This is a genomic window from Burkholderia sp. BDU5 (assembly GCF_001522845.1).
Lineage (GTDB): Bacteria > Pseudomonadota > Gammaproteobacteria > Burkholderiales > Burkholderiaceae > Burkholderia > Burkholderia mayonis.
The window spans coordinates 155,995-175,702 of record NZ_LOWC01000109.1 but is presented as its reverse complement, the minus strand read 5'-3'; the positions used below and the strand labels follow the sequence as shown (position 1 = coordinate 175,702).

Annotated in this window: 16 protein-coding genes; 11 read left to right on the top strand and 5 right to left on the bottom strand. The window is 67.9% G+C overall.

What is annotated here, in order from left to right:
* Window positions 1–96 precede the first annotated feature (96 nt).
* Entirely contained in the window at window positions 97–999 is a 903-nt protein-coding gene (locus WS69_RS16845; RefSeq protein ID WP_059471851.1) for a LysR family transcriptional regulator, read from the bottom strand.
* 158 nt (window positions 1,000–1,157) lie between these two features.
* Here WS69_RS16845 and WS69_RS16840 point away from each other — a divergent pair, with 158 nt between their 5' ends.
* From WS69_RS16840 to WS69_RS16810, 8 genes are all read left to right on the top strand, one after another.
* Window positions 1,158–3,284, top strand: coding sequence for a 3-hydroxyacyl-CoA dehydrogenase NAD-binding domain-containing protein (locus WS69_RS16840; RefSeq protein WP_059471850.1), 2,127 nt, complete (start codon window positions 1,158–1,160; stop codon window positions 3,282–3,284).
* 57 nt (window positions 3,285–3,341) lie between these two features.
* Window positions 3,342–4,553 carry an acyl-CoA dehydrogenase family protein gene (locus WS69_RS16835; protein WP_059471849.1) on the top strand — a complete coding sequence of 404 codons (1,212 nt, stop codon included), beginning with the start codon at window positions 3,342–3,344 and terminating at the stop codon, window positions 4,551–4,553.
* Window positions 4,554–4,915: 362 nt separating this feature from the next.
* On the top strand, window positions 4,916–6,058 hold the full coding sequence (locus WS69_RS16830) for an acyl-CoA dehydrogenase family protein (RefSeq protein ID WP_059471848.1): 1,143 nt from the start codon (window positions 4,916–4,918) through the stop codon (window positions 6,056–6,058).
* A gap of 25 nt (window positions 6,059–6,083) precedes the next feature.
* The gene (locus WS69_RS16825; RefSeq protein WP_059471983.1) at window positions 6,084–7,289 is read left to right on the top strand and encodes a CaiB/BaiF CoA transferase family protein; all 1,206 of its coding nucleotides are present in this window, start codon (window positions 6,084–6,086) and stop codon (window positions 7,287–7,289) included.
* Window positions 7,286–7,426, top strand: coding sequence for a hypothetical protein (locus WS69_RS33435; protein WP_156438193.1), 141 nt, complete (start codon window positions 7,286–7,288; stop codon window positions 7,424–7,426). The genes WS69_RS16825 and WS69_RS33435 overlap by 4 nt, the downstream gene beginning before the upstream one ends.
* Window positions 7,427–7,769: 343 nt before the next feature.
* A complete protein-coding gene (locus WS69_RS16820; protein WP_059471982.1) occupies window positions 7,770–9,059 on the top strand; it encodes a dicarboxylate/amino acid:cation symporter in 1,290 nt (429 codons plus the stop codon).
* Window positions 9,060–9,061: 2 nt separating this feature from the next.
* A complete protein-coding gene (locus WS69_RS16815) occupies window positions 9,062–11,095 on the top strand; it encodes a sensor histidine kinase (RefSeq protein WP_059471847.1) in 2,034 nt (677 codons plus the stop codon).
* A gap of 46 nt (window positions 11,096–11,141) precedes the next feature.
* Window positions 11,142–12,497 (top strand): sigma-54-dependent transcriptional regulator, encoded by a 1,356-nt coding sequence (locus WS69_RS16810; RefSeq protein ID WP_059471846.1) that lies wholly within the window; start codon window positions 11,142–11,144, stop codon window positions 12,495–12,497.
* Between the two features lie 69 nt (window positions 12,498–12,566).
* Here the strand turns inward: WS69_RS16810 and WS69_RS16805 are convergent, their stop codons facing one another.
* Complete coding sequence (locus tag WS69_RS16805; RefSeq protein WP_059471845.1) at window positions 12,567–13,103, bottom strand: peroxiredoxin family protein; 537 nt, start codon at window positions 13,101–13,103, stop codon at window positions 12,567–12,569.
* A gap of 165 nt (window positions 13,104–13,268) precedes the next feature.
* On the opposite strand from WS69_RS16805, the gene WS69_RS16800 reads away from it, so the two are divergent.
* Window positions 13,269–14,024 carry a hypothetical protein gene (locus WS69_RS16800; RefSeq protein ID WP_156438191.1) on the top strand — a complete coding sequence of 252 codons (756 nt, stop codon included), beginning with the start codon at window positions 13,269–13,271 and terminating at the stop codon, window positions 14,022–14,024.
* Between the two features lie 604 nt (window positions 14,025–14,628).
* Here WS69_RS16800 and WS69_RS16795 read toward each other — a convergent pair.
* The gene (locus tag WS69_RS16795) at window positions 14,629–15,441 is read right to left on the bottom strand and encodes a thioesterase II family protein (RefSeq protein WP_059471843.1); all 813 of its coding nucleotides are present in this window, start codon (window positions 15,439–15,441) and stop codon (window positions 14,629–14,631) included.
* 157 nt (window positions 15,442–15,598) lie between these two features.
* Window positions 15,599–16,744, bottom strand: coding sequence for an integrase catalytic domain-containing protein (locus tag WS69_RS16790; protein WP_059471842.1), 1,146 nt, complete (start codon window positions 16,742–16,744; stop codon window positions 15,599–15,601).
* A gap of 438 nt (window positions 16,745–17,182) precedes the next feature.
* On the opposite strand from WS69_RS16790, the gene WS69_RS16785 reads away from it, so the two are divergent.
* Together WS69_RS16785 and WS69_RS33430 are read left to right on the top strand one after the other, a co-directional pair.
* Window positions 17,183–17,626 carry a GNAT family N-acetyltransferase gene (locus tag WS69_RS16785; RefSeq protein WP_059471841.1) on the top strand — a complete coding sequence of 148 codons (444 nt, stop codon included), beginning with the start codon at window positions 17,183–17,185 and terminating at the stop codon, window positions 17,624–17,626.
* Between the two features lie 7 nt (window positions 17,627–17,633).
* A complete protein-coding gene (locus WS69_RS33430) occupies window positions 17,634–18,035 on the top strand; it encodes a hypothetical protein (protein ID WP_156438189.1) in 402 nt (133 codons plus the stop codon).
* Here the strand turns inward: WS69_RS33430 and WS69_RS16780 are convergent.
* A complete protein-coding gene (locus WS69_RS16780; RefSeq protein WP_059471840.1) occupies window positions 18,008–19,576 on the bottom strand; it encodes a YifB family Mg chelatase-like AAA ATPase in 1,569 nt (522 codons plus the stop codon). The genes WS69_RS33430 and WS69_RS16780 overlap by 28 nt on opposite strands.
* Window positions 19,577–19,708: the final 132 nt, after the last annotated feature.

Sequence of the window (19,708 nt, the reverse complement as noted above, 5' to 3'; positions counted from 1 at the left end):
GCGGCGCCGCACGGGCGGGCTATTGTCGCCGCGTTGGAAGCGGCCTGTCATCTGACAACAAACCCTAAGGGTCGGGTCGCGAACGGCCGCCGGGCGTCACTGGCCGCGCCCGGCGTTCCTCGCCTCTTCGAGCACGAATTCGATGAACGTCGACGTCGCGCGCGTGTGATGCCGGTTCGGCATGTACAGCATGTACATGTGCGTGCCGAAGATGCTGAGCCGGTACGCGTCGAGGGTCGTGACGACGGCGCCGCGCCGCACGTCGTCGTGCACGACGTAGTCCGGCACGATGCCGACGCCGAGCCCGGCGAGGATCGACTGGCGCAGGAACAGGAAATTCTCGGAGATGAGCGTCGGCTCGAGCAGCACCTCGTGCCGCTCGTCGCCGAGATACGCGGCGACGCGCAACTGCCGGCCGACCACCGTCGCCGTGATCACGGGCGCGTCGAACAGCTGATCGAGCTCGGTCGGCATCCCGTGCGTCGCGGCGAAGCCGGGCGACGCGCACGCGACGTAGCGCACCGCGCCCATGTCGCGCGCGACGAGATTCTGCGGCGGCTCGGACATCACGCGCACGGCGATGTCGACTTCGTCGCGCATCAGATCCTCGACGCGGTTCTCGAACACGACGTCGAGCACGATCCCCGGATAGCGCTGCTTGAACGAGATCAGCCAGTTCGACATCACGAGCTGCCCGTAGCCGCTCGGTACCGACAACCGCACACGGCCCTGCAGGTCCTGGCCGAGCGTCGTCACCGCCTCGCGCGCGGCGAACAGCTCGTTCTGGATACGCCGGCCGTGCTCGTAGAGCCGCAGCCCGATCTCGGTCGGCTCGATGCGCCGCGTCGTGCGCCGCACGAGCTGCAGCCCGATCGACTTTTCCAGCTGGTTGAGCCGGTAGCTGACGTTCGCGCGGCTCATCTTGAGCCGCTGCGCCGCCTTGCTGAGATTGCCCGCGTCGAGAATGTCGACGAGCAGCGTGAGCGCATTCAGATCCATCGCCGTGTCCGCATGTTCAAGGTATTTGTCAAATATGACTTGACGGGTTGTTAAAGAAAGCTGGAATTGTCAATCAATCTAGATCAATCGAGAATCGAGGCAAACCCCGCGTCTCGTCTGTTGAAGCGAGGGCGCGTATTCCGTACGGAGCGAGAGACATGAATCAGCAGGCATCCCACGAAACCGGCACCGTCACGCGCGAGCGGCGCGACAAGGTGCTCGTCGTCACGATCGACCATCCGCCCGTCAACGCGTTGTCCGCCGACGTGCGGCGCGGCCTCGTCGACGCGCTCGACGCAGCCGACGCCGATGCGGCCGTCGGCGCGGTGCTGATCGTCGGCGCCGGGCGCAACTTCATCGCCGGCGCGGACATCCGCGAGTTCGGCAAGCCGCCCGTGCCGCCGCTCTTGCCCGACGTGTGCAACCGGATCGAGACGAGCGGCAAACCCGTCGTCGTCGCGCTGCACGGCGCGACGCTCGGCGGCGGCCTCGAGATCGCGCTCGCCGCGCACTACCGGATCGCCGTGCCGGGCGCGAGGCTCGGCCTGCCGGAAGTGCAGCTCGGCCTGCTGCCGGGCGCGGGCGGCACGCAGCGCACGCCGCGCCTGATCGGCGCGAAGGCCGCGCTCGACCTGATGCTGAGCGGCCGGCACGCGTCGGCCGAGGAGGCGCTGACGCTCGGCCTCGTCGATCGGCTCGCGCACAGCGGCGACACGCTCGCCGAAGGGCTCGCGTACGCGCAGGAACTGCTCGCGGCGGGCGCGCCCGTGCGCCGCGCGCGCGACGCGCAGGGGCTCGCCGATCGCGCGGCGGCCGAAGCGGCGCTCGACGCGGCGCGCGCCGACGTCGCGAAGAAGTTTCGCGGGCTGTTCTCGCCGGCGAAGATCGTCGACGCGGTCGCCGCGGCGCTCGCGCAACCGATCGACGAGGGCTTGCGCACCGAGCGCAGGCTGTTTCTCGAGTGCCTCGACAGCCCGCAGCGCGCGGGTCTCGTCCATGCGTTCTTCGCGGAGCGCGAAGCGGCGAAGTCGCCGGAAACGCGGCGCGGCGCGGCGCGCTCGATCGAGCGGATCGGCGTCGTCGGCGGCGGCACGATGGGCGCGGGCATCGCGGTCGCGGCGCTCGACGCCGGCCTCCCGGTGACGATGATCGAGCGCGACGACGCATCGCTCGAACGCGGCCGCGCGCACGTCGAGAAGGTCTACGCGGGCCTCGTCGCGAAGGGCCGGATGACGCCCGCCGCGCAGGCCGCGCGTCTCGCGCGCTTCAAGGGCGGCACGTCGTACGACGCGCTCGCGCAGGCCGACGTCGTGATCGAAGCGGTGTTCGAGGACATGACGGTGAAGAAGGCCGTGTTCGCGGAGCTCGCGCGCGTCTGCAAGCCGGGCGCCGTGCTCGCGACGAACACGTCGTATCTCGACATCGACGAAATCGCCGCGAGCGTCGAGCGCGCATCCGACGTGATCGGCCTGCACTTCTTCTCGCCCGCGAACATCATGAAGCTGCTCGAAGTGGTCGTGCCGGCGCAGGTGAGCGCGGACGTCGTCGCGACCGCGTTCGAGCTGGCGAAGAAGCTGAAGAAGATCCCGGTGCGCGCGGGCGTGTGCGACGGCTTCATCGGCAATCGCGTGCTCGCCGTCTACCGGACGGCCGCCGACTACATGATGGAAGACGGCGCGTCGCCGTATCAGATCGACCGCGCGGTGCGCGAATTCGGCTTCCCGATGGGGCCGTACCAGGTCGTCGACCTCGCGGGCGGCGACATCGGCTGGGCAACCCGCAAGCGGCGCGCGCCAACGCGCGATCCGCGGCTGCGCTACGTCGAGATTCCGGACCGCCTGTGCGAGCGCGGCTGGTTCGGCCAGAAGACGGGCCGTGGCTACTACCTGTATCCGGACGGCGCGCGCGTCGGCACGCCGGATCCGGAAGTCGAGGCGATCATCGCTGACGCGCGCGCGCAGAAGGGCGTGACGCCGCGCGCGTTCACTGACGAAGAGATCGTGCGCCGCTATCTCGCCGCGATGATCAACGAAGGCGCGAACGTCGTTCACGAGAAGATCGCGCTGCGCCCGCTCGACGTCGACACGGTGTTTCTGCACGGCTACGGCTTTCCGCGCTATCGCGGCGGCCCGATGCATTACGCGGACACCGTGGGCCTCGCGAACGTGCTCGCCGACATCCGCGTGTTCGCGAACGAGGCCCCGGTCTTCTGGAAGCCGTCGCCGCTCCTCGTCGATCTCGTCGCGCGCGGCGAGACCTTCGCGAGCCTGAACCGCATCGGCTGACGCCGCGTTCGATCGCCCGTCAATTCAATTACCTCAGGCATTCGAGAACGACGCCACATGGATCTGAATTTCACCGCAGAAGAGGAAGCGTTCCGCGCGCAAGTGCAGCGCTTTCTCGCCGACAAGCTGCCGCCGCGCATCTCGCGCAAGGTGAAGGGCGGCTTGCGGCTCACGCGCGACGACATGCGCGAATGGCACGCGATCCTCGACGAACAGGGCTGGCTCGCGAGCCACTGGCCGCGCGAGTGGGGCGGCCCCGGCTGGAGCGTCGCGCAGAAGTTCCTGTTCGACAACGAGTGCGCGCTCGCGGGCGCGCCGCGCATCGTGCCGTTCGGCGTGAACATGCTCGGCCCGGTGCTGATCAAGTACGGCAGCGAAGCGCAGAAGCGCCGCTGGCTGCCGCGCATCCTCGACGGCACCGACTGGTGGTGCCAGGGCTACTCGGAGCCGGGCGCGGGCTCCGATCTCGCGTCGGTCGCGACGAGCGCGGTGCGGGGTGTCGACGCGCAGGGCGACCACTACGTCGTCAACGGCCAGAAGACGTGGACGACGCTCGGCCACTACGCGAACATGATCTTCTGCCTCGTGCGCACCGCGACCGACGTCCGCAAGCAGGAAGGCATCAGCTTCCTGCTCGTCGACATGCATTCGCCCGGCGTCGAAGTCCGCCCGATCGTCACGCTCGACGGCGAGCATGAAGTGAACGAGGTGTTCTTCACCGACGTGCGCGTACCCGTCGAGAACCTGGTCGGCGAAGAGAACCGCGGCTGGACCTACGCGAAATACCTGCTCACGTACGAGCGCACGAACATCGCGGGCGTCGGCTTCTCGGTCGCGGCGCTCGAGAAGCTGCGCGCGGTCGCGGCGAAGGTGAAGAAGAACGGCCGGCCGCTCGCCGACGATCCGCTCTTCGCCGCCCGCGTCGCGCGCGTCGAGATCGAGCTCGACAACATGAAGACGACGAACCTGCGCGTGCTTGCGGCAGTCGCGGGCGGCGGCGCGCCGGGTGCCGAGAGTTCGATGCTGAAGATTCGCGGTACGCAGATCCGCCAGGAAATCTCGTCGCTGATGCGGCGCGCGATGGGGCCGTACGCGCAGCCGTTCGTCGACGAAGCGCTCGACGCCGGCCATGACGGCGAACCGCTCGGCGGCCTGCCCGAAGCGGCGAGCGCGGCGACGCAGTACTTCAACAATCGCAAGCTGTCGATCTTCGGCGGCTCGAACGAAATTCAGAAGAACATCATCTCGAAGATGATCCTCGGGCTGTAGGTTTTGCAGGGGGGGGGGCCGGAGCGCGAAGCGTGGGACCGGAGTCGATGCTGAAGCACTCGCTCCGGTCGACATGAGCGCTAAAGCGCCAACAGCTTTGCATGGGACTGTGAACTAAGCGCTGAAGCGCTAAGTTCAGTCGACATCTGGTCGACAGCGATGCATGGGACCAGAGTAAGCGCTGAAGCGCCAACTCTGGTCGACAGCGTTGCATGGGACCAGAGTAAGCGCTGAAGCGCTAACCCTGGTCGACAGCGATGCATGGGACCAGAGTGAGCGCTGAAGCGCCAACTCTGGTCGACAGCGTTGCATGGGACCAGAGTAAGCGCTGAAGCGCTAACCCTGGTCGACAGGAGAACACGATGGACTTTCGACATACCGAAGACCGCCGGATGCTGGCGGACAGCCTGAATCGCTTCATCGCCGAGCAATATCCGTTCGCCGTGCGCGACAGGGTCGCGCTGTCGGACGCCGGCTTTAGCGACGACATGTGGCGGCGCTTCGCCGAGCTCGGCGCAATCGGCGCGCTGTTTCCCGAGGACTGCGGCGGCTTCGGCGGCGCGGGCTTCGACATCGCGCTCGTGTTCGAATGCCTCGGGCGCGGGCTCGTCGTCGAGCCGTTCGCGGGCGCGCTGATGGCCGGGCGCGCGCTCGCCGACGCGCCCGGCGACGCGCATCGCGCGCTCGTCGCGGAACTGATCGAAGGCCGCGCGATCGGCGCGTTCGCGCACGCGGAGCCCGACACGCACTACGCGTTGCACACGGTGCGCACGCGCGCGATGCGCGAAGGCGATCACTGGGTGCTCGACGGAACGAAGGCCGTCGTCGACTGCGGCGAGCACGCGACGTTCTACGTCGTCAGCGCACGCACCGCGGGCGGCGACGACGACGCGGCGGGCCTGTCGCTCTTCGTCGCGCCGAAGTCGGCGCCGGGCGTGTCGGTGCGCGGCTATCGGAAGATCGACGGCGGTCGTGCGGCCGACGTGCGCTTCGAGCGCGTGACGCTCGCCGACGCCGCACTGCTCGGCGCGCCGGGCGAAGCGGCCGACGCGATCGAGCGCGCGATCGGCTTCGGCCTGCTCGCGCTCGCGGCGGAAGCGCTCGGCGCGATGGACGCCGCGAAGGCGCACACGCTCGACTACCTGCGCACGCGCAAGCAGTTCGGCGTGCCGATCGGCAGCTTCCAGGCGCTGCAGCACCGGATGGCGGACGTGCTGCTCGAAATCGAGCAGGCGCGCTCCGCCGTGATCAACGCCGCCGCGCAGTTCGACGCGCCGCGTGTCGCGCGCGAGCGGGCGCTTGCCGCAGCGAAGTACAGCGTCGGCCGAATCGGCACGCTGGTCGCCGAGGAGAGCATCCAGTTGCACGGCGGGATCGGGATGACGTGGGAGTTGCCGCTGTCGCACTATGCGAAGCGGCTCGTGATGATCGATCACCAGCTCGGCGACGAAGATCATCATCTCGCGCGCTACATCGCGCTGTCGAAGCCGCAGTCGATGCAATAACCGCGAACGGACGGTGGAGACGAAGATGCGCAACGAACGAGGCGCGCAGCCGCTCGCGGGCGTCAAGGTGCTCGACTTCTCGCGGGTGCTCGCGGGACCGTGGTGCGCGATGGTGCTCGCGGATCTCGGCGCGGAAGTGATCAAGATCGAGCATCCGCAGCGCGGCGACGACACGCGCGACTGGGGCCTGCGTGTCGGCGATACCGAGACGACCTATTTCAATAGCGTGAACCGCAGCAAGCGCTCGATCTGCGTCGATCTGCAGGCGGCGGCGGGGCAGCGTGTCGCGCGCGCGCTCGCCGCGCAGGCGGACGTCCTCGTGCACAACTTCAAGGCGGGCGGCGCGGAGAAGCTCGGCCTCGGCTACGACGCGCTCGCCGCGCTGAATCCGCGGCTCGTCCATTGCGCGATTTCCGGCTACGACCGTTCTGGGCCCGAAGCGGGCCGGCCGGGCTACGACCTCGTCGTGCAGGGCGAGACCGGCCTGATGGCGCTGAACGGCGACGCCGGGCAGCCGCCGCTCAAGTTCGGCGTCGCGGTGGCGGACCTCTTTACCGGCATGTATTCGGCGCAGGCGGTCCTCGCGGCGCTCTACGAGCGGCAAGCGACGGGCCGCGGGCGGCGCATCGAGATGGCGCTCTTCGATTGCGGGCTGATGGTCACGTCGTACTATGGGCTCGAGGCGCTGCTGATGGGCGAAGACCCGCCGCGCTACGGCAACGCGCATCCGTCGATCGTCCCGTACGGCGTATTCGACGCGTCGGACGGCCCGATCGTGATCACGGTCGGCAACAACCCGCAGTTCGCGCGCTTTTGCGACGTGATTGGCCGGCCGGCGCTCGCGGCCGACGCGCGCTTCGCGACGAACATCGCCCGTTCCGCGAATCGCGCGGAGCTGCTGCCGGAGATTCGCCGCGAGCTTGGCGCGCGGACGCGCGCGGCGCTGCTCGCGGCGCTCGCGCAAGCAGGCATTCCGTGCGGCGAAGTGCTCGGCCTGCGCGAGGCGCTCACGTCCGGTCGAGCGCGGGCGGCCGGGCTCGTCACGCGGCAGCCGCATCCGGTCGCGGGCGAGGTCGACGTGCTCGCGCCGCCGTACCGCTTCGACGGCGAGCGCCTGCCCGTGCGCGGCGCGCCGCCCGTGCTCGGCGCGGATACCGCGAACGTGCTCGGCGACTGGCTCGGGATGTCCGAGCGCGAGATCGCGCAATTGCGGGCCGACCGCGTCGTATGAGCGCGGCGCCTGCGCGGCGCGGCTTCAGCTTCACGCCGACGGCGCTGATGATCGCGACGCACCACGGCTTCATCCTGCTCGTCGCGCCCGCGCCGCATACGCTCGCCGAGCAGGCGGTTCGGCACCGAAACATCTGACGAAAGGCGCGATCCGTCCGGCGATCCGGACGGCTGCATTCCAGATTTCTGGAAAGCCGGAATGCGCGCGCCGGTCTCGATTAGGAAAATCCAGAGAAATCAACAGGCTGGACCTGATCGAGCAGCTGGCATCGACCTTGCGAAGTAAATGCCCAAGGCCGCCTCGGCCTAACTACTACAGCAAGGAGACATTCGATGACCCACTCAATCCACCTCCCCCGGATCCACTGAGGCCATCGCTTGTTGCGGCACGGCAGCCGCGCGGGCGAGTGGCTCCCCTGGCTTTTCGTCCGCGCGCGTGACGCCGGCCTGCTTCGACTCATCTTCTCTCTTCTCTGGAACCATCGTGAAGAAACCGTTCTATAAAGTCCTCTACGTGCAGGTGATCTTCGCCATCGTCGTCGGCGTGATCCTCGGTCATTACTATCCGTCGCTCGCCGTCGACATGAAACCGCTCGGCGACGGCTTCATCAAGCTGATCAAGATGGTGATCGGCCCGATCATCTTCTGTACCGTCGTGACGGGCATCGCCGGCATGCAGGACATGAAGAAGGTGGGACGCGTCGGCGGCAAGGCGCTCCTCTATTTCGAGATCGTGTCGACGTTCGCGCTCGTGCTCGGTCTCGCGGCGACGCACATCCTGCGTCCGGGCGTCGGCTTCAACATCGATCCGGCGACGCTGAACGGCAAGGAAGTCGCGTCGTACGCGGCGAAGGCGCACGGCCAGTCGACCGTCGACTTCCTGATGCACATCATCCCGAACACGATGATCGACGCGTTCGCGCAAGGCGAGATCCTGCAGATCCTGCTGATCGCGCTGCTGTTCGGCAGCGTGCTCGCGCATCTCGGCGATCGCGGCAAGGTCGTCACGGACTTCATCGACGGCATCACGCGCGTGCTGTTCGGCATCGTGCACATCGTCACGAAGCTCGCGCCGATCGGCGCGTTCGGCGCGATGGCGTTCACCATCGGCAAGTACGGCGTGGGCTCGCTCGTGCCGCTGCTCAAGCTGATCGGCACGTTCTACCTGACGTCGATCGTGTTCGTGCTCGTCGTGCTCGGCGCGATCGCGCGCTTCACGGGCTTCTCGATCATCCGCTTCGTCGGCTACATCAAGGAAGAGCTCCTGATCGTGCTTGGCACGAGCTCGTCGGAGGCGGCGCTGCCGCAGCTGATGGAGAAGCTCGAGAAGGCCGGCTGTTCGCGCTCGGTCGTCGGCCTCGTCGTGCCGACCGGCTATTCGTTCAACCTCGACGGCACCAACATCTACATGACGATGGCCGTGCTGTTCATCGCGCAGGCAACCAACATCGAGCTCACGTGGATGCAGCAGCTCACGCTGCTCGCGGTCGCGATGCTGACGTCGAAGGGCGCGAGCGGCGTGACGGGCGCGGGCTTCATCACGCTCGCCGCGACGCTCGCCGTCGTGCCGACCATTCCGCTCTCCGGCATGGTGCTGATTCTCGGCATCGACCGCTTCATGAGCGAGTGCCGTGCGCTGACCAACATCGTCGGCAACGGCGTCGCGACGGTCGTCGTCTCCGCATGGGAGAAGGAGCTCGATCGCAAGAAACTGCGCGCCGCGCTCACGGGCGGCGGCGAAGTCGCAGCGGGCGAAGCCGCCCGGGTCTGACGGTGAGCGGAAACACGGCGGGGCGCGCAGCAGCGCCCGCGCCGGGCGGGGCCGAACCGGGCGCGTCGAGGCGCGCTCCGTTCGGCCCCGCGGTCTTTCCGAGCGGGGGCTATGCCACAATAGACGATCCATACAGTCCGGAAGCCGTCACCGTGAAGCGCCGCCTGCTCGTCCTTCTCGCGCTCGCCGCGATGCTCGCGGCGGCCTGCGCGCTCACGTGGACCATCACGTGGCAGCGTGGCGTCGCCGATCTGCGGAACAGCGCGGCGGCGCGCGTCGACCGCACCACCAACGCACTGAAGAGTACGCTCGACCGCTACGAATCGCTGCCGTACCTGCTGGGCGGCCACCCGTTCGTGCAGGACGTTCTCGCCGCGCCCGGCAATCGCCGCCGGGTGAATCGCGCGAACCTGTACCTCGAGGACATGAACCGCCACGCGCACGCGACGGCGACCTACGTGATCACGGCGGACGGGCTGTGCGTCGCGGCCAGCAACTGGCGCGGGCCGGACAGCTTCACCGGCATCGGCTACCAGTTTCGTCCGTATTTCATCGACGCGGTGAAGGGCGGCACCGGCCGCTTCTTCGGGATCGGCACGATCTCGCGCGATCCCGGCTACTACATCTCGCAGCCCGTGCGGCGCGACGGCAAGATCATCGGCGTCGCGGTCGTGAAGCTCAATCTCGAATGGTTCCAGGGCGCGGACGCGTCGGAGCCGCTCGTCGTCGCTGACGACCACGGCGTCATCTTCCTGTCGTCGGTGCCCGAATGGAAGTACCACACGCTCAGGCCGCTGCCGGGGCCGATCGCGACATCGATCCACGAGACGCGCCAATACGCGCAATATCCGGTGACGCCGCTTCCGCTGCGCGTCGAGCGTGTGCTCGGCCCGGACGCGCAGATCGTCCGGATGGGCGCGGGGCGGCGCGCGCCGCGTTATCTCGCGACGCGCCGCCTGCTCGGCGAGCCCGACTGGCAGCTCGTCACGCTCGCGCGGATCGAGCCCGTCGACACCGACGCGCGCAACGCGACGATCGTCACCGCGTTCGGCTTCGTGTCGCTCGGCCTGCTCGGCTTCTACTGGCGCACGCGGCGCGCGCGCGTGAAGGAGATGCTCCGCAGCCGCGTGCTGCTGCAAAGCGCGTATGCGGAGCTGAACCGGCGCGTCGAGGAGCGCACGGCCGATCTGTCGCAGGCGAATGCGCGGCTCAAGAAGGAAGTCGGCGAGCGGATTCGCGCGGAGCAGGAACTGCGCGCCGCGCACGACGAGCTCGTCCAGGCGAGCAAGCTCGCCGCGCTCGGCCAGATGGCGGCCGGCATCACGCACGAGCTGAACCAGCCGCTCGCCGCGCTGCGCAGCTTCTCCGACAACACGCGCGTGCTGCTCGACCGCGGCGACCAGGCGGCCGCGCGCGAGAATCTCGAGGCGATCGCGGCGCTCACCGAGCGGATGGGCAAGATCACCAATCAGTTGAAGCTGTTCGTCGGGCGCGCGAAGCCGCGCAACGAGCAGGCGCAGGTCGCGCGCGCGCTGCGCAACGTGGTCGCGCTGCTGAAGGTGCGCATGAAGGGTGTCGAGCTCGGGCTCGCGTTGCGCGACGAGACGCGCGATCCCGTGGAAACCGTGCGCTTCGATCCGTCGCTCGACTATCCGCCGCTTGTCGCGCGCTGCGAGGATCTGCGGCTCGAGCAGGTGCTCATCAACCTGCTCGGCAACGCGCTCGACGCGGTTGCGACGGTCGCCGCGCCGCGCATCGACGTGACCATCGACGCGACGGCCGCGACGCTGTCGATCGTCGTGCGCGACAATGGGCCGGGGATTCCGCCGGAATCGCTCGCGCGTCTGTTCGAGCCGTTCTTCACGACGAAGGAAATGGGGCGCGGGCTCGGGCTCGGCCTCGCGATCTCGTCATCGATCGCGCGCGACGCGGGCGGCTCGCTCACCGCGCGCAACGCGCCGGGGGGCGGCGCGGAGTTCGTCTTGACGCTGCGCCGCGCGCGCACGCATCATCCGGACACTTCCGCCGCGAGCTGAACGCGCGTGCGCGCGCGGCCCGCACAGCATCATTGGGTGACAGAAGATGGCGAACCGCCTGCAAGTGATCTACATCGAAGACGACGAGCTCGTGCGCCGCGCGAGCGTGCAGAGCCTGCAGCTCGCGGGCTTCGACGTTGCCGGGTTCGGTTCGGTCGAGGCGGCCGAGAAGGCGATCGTCGGCGATGCGGCCGGCGTGATCGTATCCGACATCCGTCTGCCCGGCGCGAGCGGGCTCGACCTGCTCGCGCAGTGCCGCGAACGCACGCCCGACGTTCCCGTCGTGCTCGTCACCGGACACGGCGACATCTCGATGGCCGTGCAGGCGATGCGCGACGGCGCATACGACTTCATCGAGAAGCCGTTCGCGGCCGAGCGCCTGACCGAGACGGTGCGGCGCGCGCTCGAGCGGCGCGCGCTCGTGCTCGAGAACCACGCGCTGCGGCGCGAGCTCGCGGGGCAGGGCGTCGTCGCGCCGCGGATCATCGGCAGAAGCCCCGCGATCGAGCAGGTTCGGCGGCTGATCGCGAACGTCGCGCCGACCGACGCGTCGGTCCTCATCAACGGCGACACCGGCGCGGGCAAGGAGCTGATCGCACGCAGCCTGCACGAGCTGTCGCCGCGCCGCAACAAGCCGTTCATCGCGGTCAACTGCGGCGCGCTGCCGGAGCCGATGTTCGAATCCGAAATGTTCGGCTACGAGCCGGGCGCGTTTACCGGCGCGGCAAAACGTCGTATTGGCAAGCTCGAGTACGCGTCGGGCGGCACGCTGTTCCTCGACGAGATCGAGAGCATGCCGCTTGCGCTGCAGGTGAAGCTGCTGCGCGTGCTGCAGGACGGCGTGCTCGAGCGGCTCGGCTCGAACCAGCCGATCCGCGTGAACTGCCGCGTAGTCGCGGCGGCGAAGGGCGACATGAGCGAGCACGTCGCGGCCGGCACGTTCCGGCGCGATCTGCTGTATCGGCTGAACGTCGTGACGATCGCGCTGCCGCCGCTCGCCGAGCGTCGCGAAGACATCGTGCCGCTCTTCGAGCACTTCATGCTCGATGCGGCCGTTCGCTACGGACGCCCCGCGCCGCTGCTCACCGATCGCCAGCGCGCGAGCCTGATGCAGCGCGACTGGCCGGGCAACGTGCGCGAGCTGAGCAACGCGGCCGATCGCTTCGTGCTCGGCGTGACGGAGGGCATTGTCGGCGATGCAGGGACGGGCGCGGAACAGGACGCCGAGCGGTCGCTCAAGGAGCGGGTCGAGCAATTCGAGCGCGCGGTGATCGCAGAGACGCTGAATCGCACGGGCGGCGCGGTCGCCACGACGGCCGACAAGCTGCACGTCGGCAAGGCGACGCTCTACGAGAAGATGAAGCGCTACGGGCTGTCGGCGAAAGGAGAAACGGACCGCTGAAGCGGGCGTGACCCGTCTCGAGCGATCCGTCGGAGGGAGGCGGCGCGCCGTGCGGCGCGGCCGGAGGGCTTACGCGCTCGTGCCGAGCGCTTTCTGCAGCAGTTGGTCGAGCTCCGCGAACTGCGGCGCGCCGACGTAGCGCTTCAGGATCTTGCCGTCCTTGCCGATCACGAACGTTGTTGGCGTAAGCTGGACGTTGCCGAACTGCTTCGCGACGCTGCCGTCGTCGAGCGCGACCTTGAACGGCAACTGGCGGGTCTGCGCGTAGTTCGCGACATACATCGGCGGATCGTAGCTCATCGCGACCGCGACGAACTCGAGCCCCTGGCCCTTGAAGCGGTTGTACGTGTCGACCATCTGCGGCATTTCCTGCATGCAGGTCGCGCAGCTCGTCGCCCAGAAGTTGACGAGGTAGACCTTGCCCTTCAGATCGGCGCCGGTCGAGATCTTCTGACCGGACAACAGCGTGAACGTCGCTTCGGGCGCGCTCGACTTGCCGTTGAACGCGAAATAGCCGGCGACGGCGATCGCGACAGCGGCGACGGCGATCGCCACGTAGCGCAACGGGCCGGCGCGGCGGCCGGTGGGGGCGGGAGCGGGACTCATCTGCTGAACCTCTGGAATGCGGGCGACGCCACACGGGCGGCGCGCCCAAGCGGTGCGAACGGCGCTCATTGTACCGTCAATCGGGCGCGCGCACCGGCGCCGCGCGGACGCGCCGACCGGCGATAATGCGGCTTCGTTTACCGTCCATTGCAACCCGTTCCTTTCATGATTCGTGCCGGTTTTCGCTACGCGCGTCTGCTTCGTCTGCTTCGTCTGCTTCGTTTGCTTCGTCTGGTCGGCTTGTTTGGCCTGCTTGGTTCACGTGGGCCAGTGGGGCCATCGGGCCGGTCGGCTTCGCTCCATCCGCCAGAGCCGTTGCGCGCGTTCGTCGCATCTTTTGCGTCCCGTGCGCGCCGCGCCGCCGTCGCGTTCGGCGCGCTCGCGTCGCTTGCCGCCTGTTCGCCCGCTTACGACTGGCGCACGCTGCACAACGACGCCGGCTACACGATCGATCTGCCGGCAAAGCCGACCGTCGAAGAGCACCCGGTCGCGATCGGCGGCGTGCCGATGAAGATGCGGATGCAGGCGGCGCACGTCGGTGGTGCGGTGTTCGCCGTCGGCACGATCATGCTGCCCGACGACCGCGATGCGACCCAGCGCGCGGTGCTCGACTATCTGCGCACCGGTTTGGCGCGCAACCTGCGTGCGCAGCCGGCCGAGCAGGCGGTGCTCGTGCCGCTCGCGATGGGCGGCCAGACGGCGGGCGTCGAGCTGCGGATGAGCGGGGCGCCTGGTGGCGCGTCGGGCAGGGCGCCCAGTGCGGCGCGGGAATCGGTTTCATCCGACGCGGGCGCGTCGAAGACGGTGATTGCGCGGCTCATCGCGCACGGCCGGCACGTGTACGAGGTCATCGTGATCTCCGACGCGCCGCTCGCCGCCGAGCCGCTCGAACAATTTTTCGGCTCGTTAAAACTCGACTGATCGAGCGATGCGGGATATCTGAGAGCCGATTCCGAACTGAAAGTTCCTTCACAAGAAAGGACGCTAATCGCCGGATTTTGTGGGATTTTTTAAACTATCCACAAAGACTGTGGATAACTTTGTTGAAAACTTTGCCGGGCCTTCTGCAAAGTCCCGCCAGAGGGCCTTTCAGTTAGATTGCCTCGAATCTTTGCACCTGCAAAAAATCAACAAAATCAATAATTTGCAAAAGAAGCTTCAAGTAACGGCTGGGGCGTGCGGAAGTTGGGTCGGATTCGCCTAATTGTGCATAAGTCAAGTCTTGACAGCCATTTATTTGCCATCCGGGCGACGAGAGGCAAGCCCGGATGCCCTGTGGCGCGTGGCTTCCGACGATGCGGCGCGTTTTTTTCGAGGCTTTCCGGCGGTTCCGCGGTGCGTGTTTTCCGGGAGTCGCCCGTTTGCCGGGCGGGCGGGTTGGCGGCCACGGTGTGCGCTTGCGTATTGGTGCTGAAGCCCCGAGCGGACGAAACGCTTTCGTGCCGGCCGATCGAGCGCAAAGCGCTGGGGCGTCGTCGGGCGATCGGCGTCTGCGCCGAGTGCGTGCAAGCGCCAAATCGCGCGGCTATCCGGCGCAAGGCGCTCCATCGAAGACACCGGTACCCGTCGCGCCGTTCGCCGGCGGCCGCTCATGCCGCGCGAGCGCGGCGTCCACTGCGTCATGGACCGCGGACAGGTCATCGAGCAGGTAGAAATGCCCGCCGTCGAACGCCCGGAACTCGATCAGCCGCGTCGATGCGCGCTGCCAGTCACGCAGCCCTTCCGGGGACAGCACCGCATCCTGCCGGCCCGCGAAGACCGTGACGGGAACGGGCAGCGGCGTCGGCGATGCGAGCGGGAAGAATGCCTCGACGATCCGGAAGTCGGCCTTTGCGAGCGTCAGCAGCATCGCCCGCAGCTCGTCGTGTGCGAAGACTTCAGGCGGTGTGCCGCCGAGCGCCGCGAGGTAGTCGACAATCGCCGCTTCGGTGCGCTGATGAACCGGAAACGCGCGGCGCCGCGATGCCGCGAACGGTGAGTCGGCGCCCGACACGCCGAGCCAGCGCGGCGGACGTCCGAGCTGCGTCATGTCGTGCGCGAAGCAATACGCGACGAGCGCGCCCATGCTGTGGCCGAAGATCGCATAGTCGGAAGGGAGCTCGGGAGCGAGCTCGCGCAGGTAGTCGCGCAATTGCGGCAGCGCATCGATCGCGGGGCGGTTGAGATTCCTGCCGCGGCCCGGCAGCTCGACGAGCCAGACCTCGATATGCGCCGGAAACGCGGTCGCCCATTTGTAGTAGTTCGTCGCGGAGCCGCACGCGTGATGGAACATCAGCAGCCGGTGCCGCGCGTGTTCGCGCCTGTCGGGAATGGTGAGGGTGCCGGGCAGCAAGGCCATGCGCGTTCGCTCCAGTCGGGGAAGGCAAATCTTGGACGGTCCGACGCCGCCACAGACGCTCGGCGCGCGGGACGATGGCGTCGCGGGACGATGGCGTCACGCGTTGACTCAGAATAAAAAGACACCGAAGGGGTGAATCGTTGCCTCAGAAGTGAGGTTACCGAAGGAGTTTAAAGATCCGTCGGAGCTTGCGCTGGATAGTATCGCGCAGCTCGAACGGGTTGAGCGCATCTTGCTGGCGGCGCAAACGTTCTTTGGTGGCCTCATCGACGTCGGGGTGATCGAGCAGGCGTTGCGCCGGTGTCTGAGGCGGGGCGTGCTTTTTGACGATCTTGGCGCCCACCCGCTTTTTCTCGGCCAGCTTCATGGTGGGGCAGAAGAAGTTGGTTAGCCAACTGAATTCCTTGGCGTATAAGTCGTTCATGAGCGCGACCGCTTTGGGATTGTGGAACCGGTCATAGCCGAACAGTTGCCGCACGCAGGACCAATTTTTCTGTTCGACGTGAGCATTGTCGTTGGACTGGTAGGGGCGTGAGCGCGTGAACTGGATCGGCTGATCGCGGTTCTGGAAGTGCCGCAGCAAGTGCCAATTGAGGAATTCGGAGCCGTTGTCGCAATCGAAGCCGCGCAGCGCGAAGGGCAAGGCGGACTGGATAGCTTGGATCTGCGCCATCACGCCAGCGCTGCCCTTGTTCCAAGTGGCTCGGCATTCGGTCCAGCCCGAGTACAGATCGGTCATGGTCAGGCTCCAGACGAAGTCGCCGGCCAGGCTCGTGCCGCAATGCGCGACCGTGTCGGCCTCCATAAAACCAGGAACCGACACGTCCCAGGTGTTGGTCTGCAGCGGAATCTGATTCTTCAGCAGCGTGCCGGGCTTGGTGCCGCTCAAGCCGCGGCGGCCTGCCTGAGCGCGCACTGGCGCGAGCAACCGGTCGATGGTGGCCGGCGAGATCGCCAGCAACCGCTCACGCACCGAAGCGTCCAGCGTACCGTGTACCGCCTCGTAATGCGGCAGCCACAGCGGCAAGGCGCTGCTCAAGCGTTTTGAGGCCATCTGGTCGGTCGCCATCCAAATCGCGCGAAGCGGCGTGAGCACCGCCTCGCAGGCGTATCGCGATGGTCGCCCAGGCTTGGCCGGCGAGCTCTTCGTGGGTGGCCGTCCCAGCAGCCGTAGCGCGTACTTACGGGCGTACCCGCACACCGCGCAGAACTCATCAAGAATCTTGCTCTTCTCGGCCCGCTCCGCCTTGGCATAGCGGCCTCGTATGGCCTTCAGGTACGCCTGTCTTTCCTTCTTCCCCATGTCGGTAACGCCCTGTGCTTCGGTTACCAACAATTTGAGGCAACGATCCCTTGCGCCTACCCCGTTCGGTTACTTTTAATGTGAGGCAACTCGGTCATTGAAAACGTGCACCGTTATTGACCCTACTATATTACGATTCGCCTGCCGCCTTCGTTTTGCGGTTGTGGCGCTTTATTGCGTCATCGACGTTTGCCGTTGCGCATCGCGCGTTGCACGTCACGAGTCCGCGACCTCCACGCCGGACCGAGTTGCACCGCGTTGCAGCCGGCAACGATCGGGAAACGGCATCGGATCGCGTTCGTGCGTTTGCGTCAGGTGCTCGCCGTGCGGCGTGTCGCAACCGGCGGCCGGGCGGGCGCGTCGATCGTTCCGCTGCAGGCGGCGAGAGCTGCGTGCCGCCCACTGTCCTCGTCTCCACCGTACCCAGATAAAACGATCATGACGATCACCGTTCGCACGGCCGTTGCCGACGACCGGCCGGCGTTGCGCCGAATCTTTCTGCAAACTCGCCGCGACACGTTCGACTGGCTGTCAGCCGATGGTTTCGCGCTGGACGATTTCGACGAACACACGCGAGGCGAATCGCTGCTCGTCGCCGAAGCGGCGGGTTCGGGCATCGTCGGCTTCATCTTGGTGTGGGGGCCGGAGCGCTTCATCCATCACCTGTACGTCGCAGGATCGCGGCTGCGTGAAGGAATCGGCAGCGCGTTGCTGCGTGCGCTGCCCGGCTGGCCCGCCGCGCGCTATCGGCTCAAGTGTCTGACGCAGAACGAACGCGCGCTCGCGTTCTATCGCGCGCATCGGTTCGTCGAGATCGGCTCGGGTGTGTCCGACGATGGCGAGTATCTGCTGCTGGAATCGCGTGAGGAGGGCGGCGGATGACACTCCTTTGCGTATTGCGAGCGCTGGGCGCTCCTGCGCGGCACGTTCGGTATCGCGCCGCCTGCCGTTACGCGACGCTCGCTGCCCAAGCGCGTATCGCCGTTCGGGACGGGAGCGCGGCACGCTTGACCTATCTGCCTTCTCGCTCGAATCATCATTCAAGCTGGTGGCCGACCGCGTCGGCCGCCTTCGCCCTTATCCTGAACGGCGGTTGCCGGAGAACATTGCCGATGGCGCGTCGGCGCAAGGCTTCGACAGCAAGCCGATGATTCGACTCGCGTCCGGCCCCGCCCCGCACTTCGCCGCACCGCGCTGCGGGACGCCTCGCATCTTCCTGTTCGTCGGCCGGATCGGGCGCAAGGGCTTGCAATCGGCTCCTATTCAGACCGGTGAAAACACCCGCCGATAACGGATCGCTTCGGCGATCTGTCCCGCGCTCGGCGCGTCGTCGCCTGCCAGATCCGCGATCGTTCGCGCGACCTTCAGCACCCGGTAGTACGCGCGCGCCGACCAGCGGAACCGCTCGCCCGCCTCGCGCAACAGCGCTTCGCCCGTGCCGTCCGGGCGGCAGAGCGCGTCGGTTTCGCGGCCCGTCAGCATGTGGTTCGTCTTGCGTTGCCGCGCGAATTGTCGCTCGCGCGCACGGGCGACGCGTTCGGCGACGGTCGCGCTCGATTCGCCCGCCGTCGCCGGCCGCTCGGCGAGTTCGGCGGGGGTGAGCGCCGGGATCTCGATCTGGATGTCGATCCGGTCGAGAAGCGGCCCGGACAGCTTGCGCAGATAGCGCGCGGCGACGTCGGGCGAGCAGCGGCAGCGGCCGCCGGGATCGCCGCGCCAGCCGCACGGGCACGGATTCATCGCGGCGATCAACTGGCACGCGGCCGGGAAATCGGCTTGCAGCGCGGCGCGCGAGATCGTGATGCGACCCGCTTCGAGCGGCTCGCGCAGCGTCTCGAGCACGTGCCGGTCGAATTCAGGGAGCTCATCGAGAAACAGCACGCCGAAGTGCGCAAGCGTGATTTCGCCGGGCTGCGGCGGATTGCGGCCGCCGACGAGCGCGGCCGAGCTCGACGAATGATGCGGCGCGCGAAACGGCCGCCGCCGCCATTGAGCGGGCGCGAAGCCCGCGCGGCTCGACGACAGGATCGCGGCCGACGTCAGCGCCTCGTCATCGGTGAGCGGCGGCAAGAGGCCCGGCAGGCGCGCGGCGAGCATCGACTTGCCCGCGCCCGGCGGCCCGATCATCAGCATGTGATGGCCGCCCGCCGCCGCGACTTCGAGCGCGCGCTTCGCGCCCGTCTGGCCGATCACGTCGGCGAGGTCGGGCGCGGACGTGGCGGGCAGATCGTCGAGGCGCGGGGCGGCGACCGGCGCGAGCCGCCCGCCCGGCGCGTCGGCGAGATGCGCGCACAACGCGGGCAGGTCGGCCGCGCCGTACACGGTCACGCCCGGCACGAGCGCCGCTTCGCCTGCGCTCGGCAGCGGCAGATAGAGTTCGGGTGCGGCGGCGGGTAAAGGCGCGGACTCGGCCGAACCGCTTTCGTCCGCCTGCTGCCCGCGCGCGGCGCCGCACGCCATCGCGAACGCGCCGCGCATCGGCCGCAGCGCGCCCGTCAACGACAGCTCGCCCGCGAACTCGCGGCCGTCGAGCGCGTTCGCCGGAAGCTGGCCGCTTGCCGCGAGGATGCCGAGCGCGATCGGCAGATCGAAGCGTCCGGACTCCTTCGGCAGGTCGGCGGGGGCGAGGTTGACGGTGATGCGCCGCACGGGGAACTCGAAGCCGCAGTTCTGCAGCGCGGCGCGCACGCGCTCGCGGCTTTCGCGGACTTCGAGATCGGGCAGGCCGACGATCGAGAACGACGGCAACCCGTTGGCGAGATGGACTTCGACGGTGACTTCCGGCGCGCGGCCGGCAGCGGGCGCGCGGCTGCGCACCACGGCAAGCGACATGATTCGACTCCGCGTGGACCGGACCGGGCGGCGCGGACTGCGCCGCCCGTGGCGTCCGGAGAATGGTTTCGATGCGCGCTTGCCGGCGTGGCGCGAGCTGCGGGGGTGAACCGCTCAGCGAATGCGAGCGGC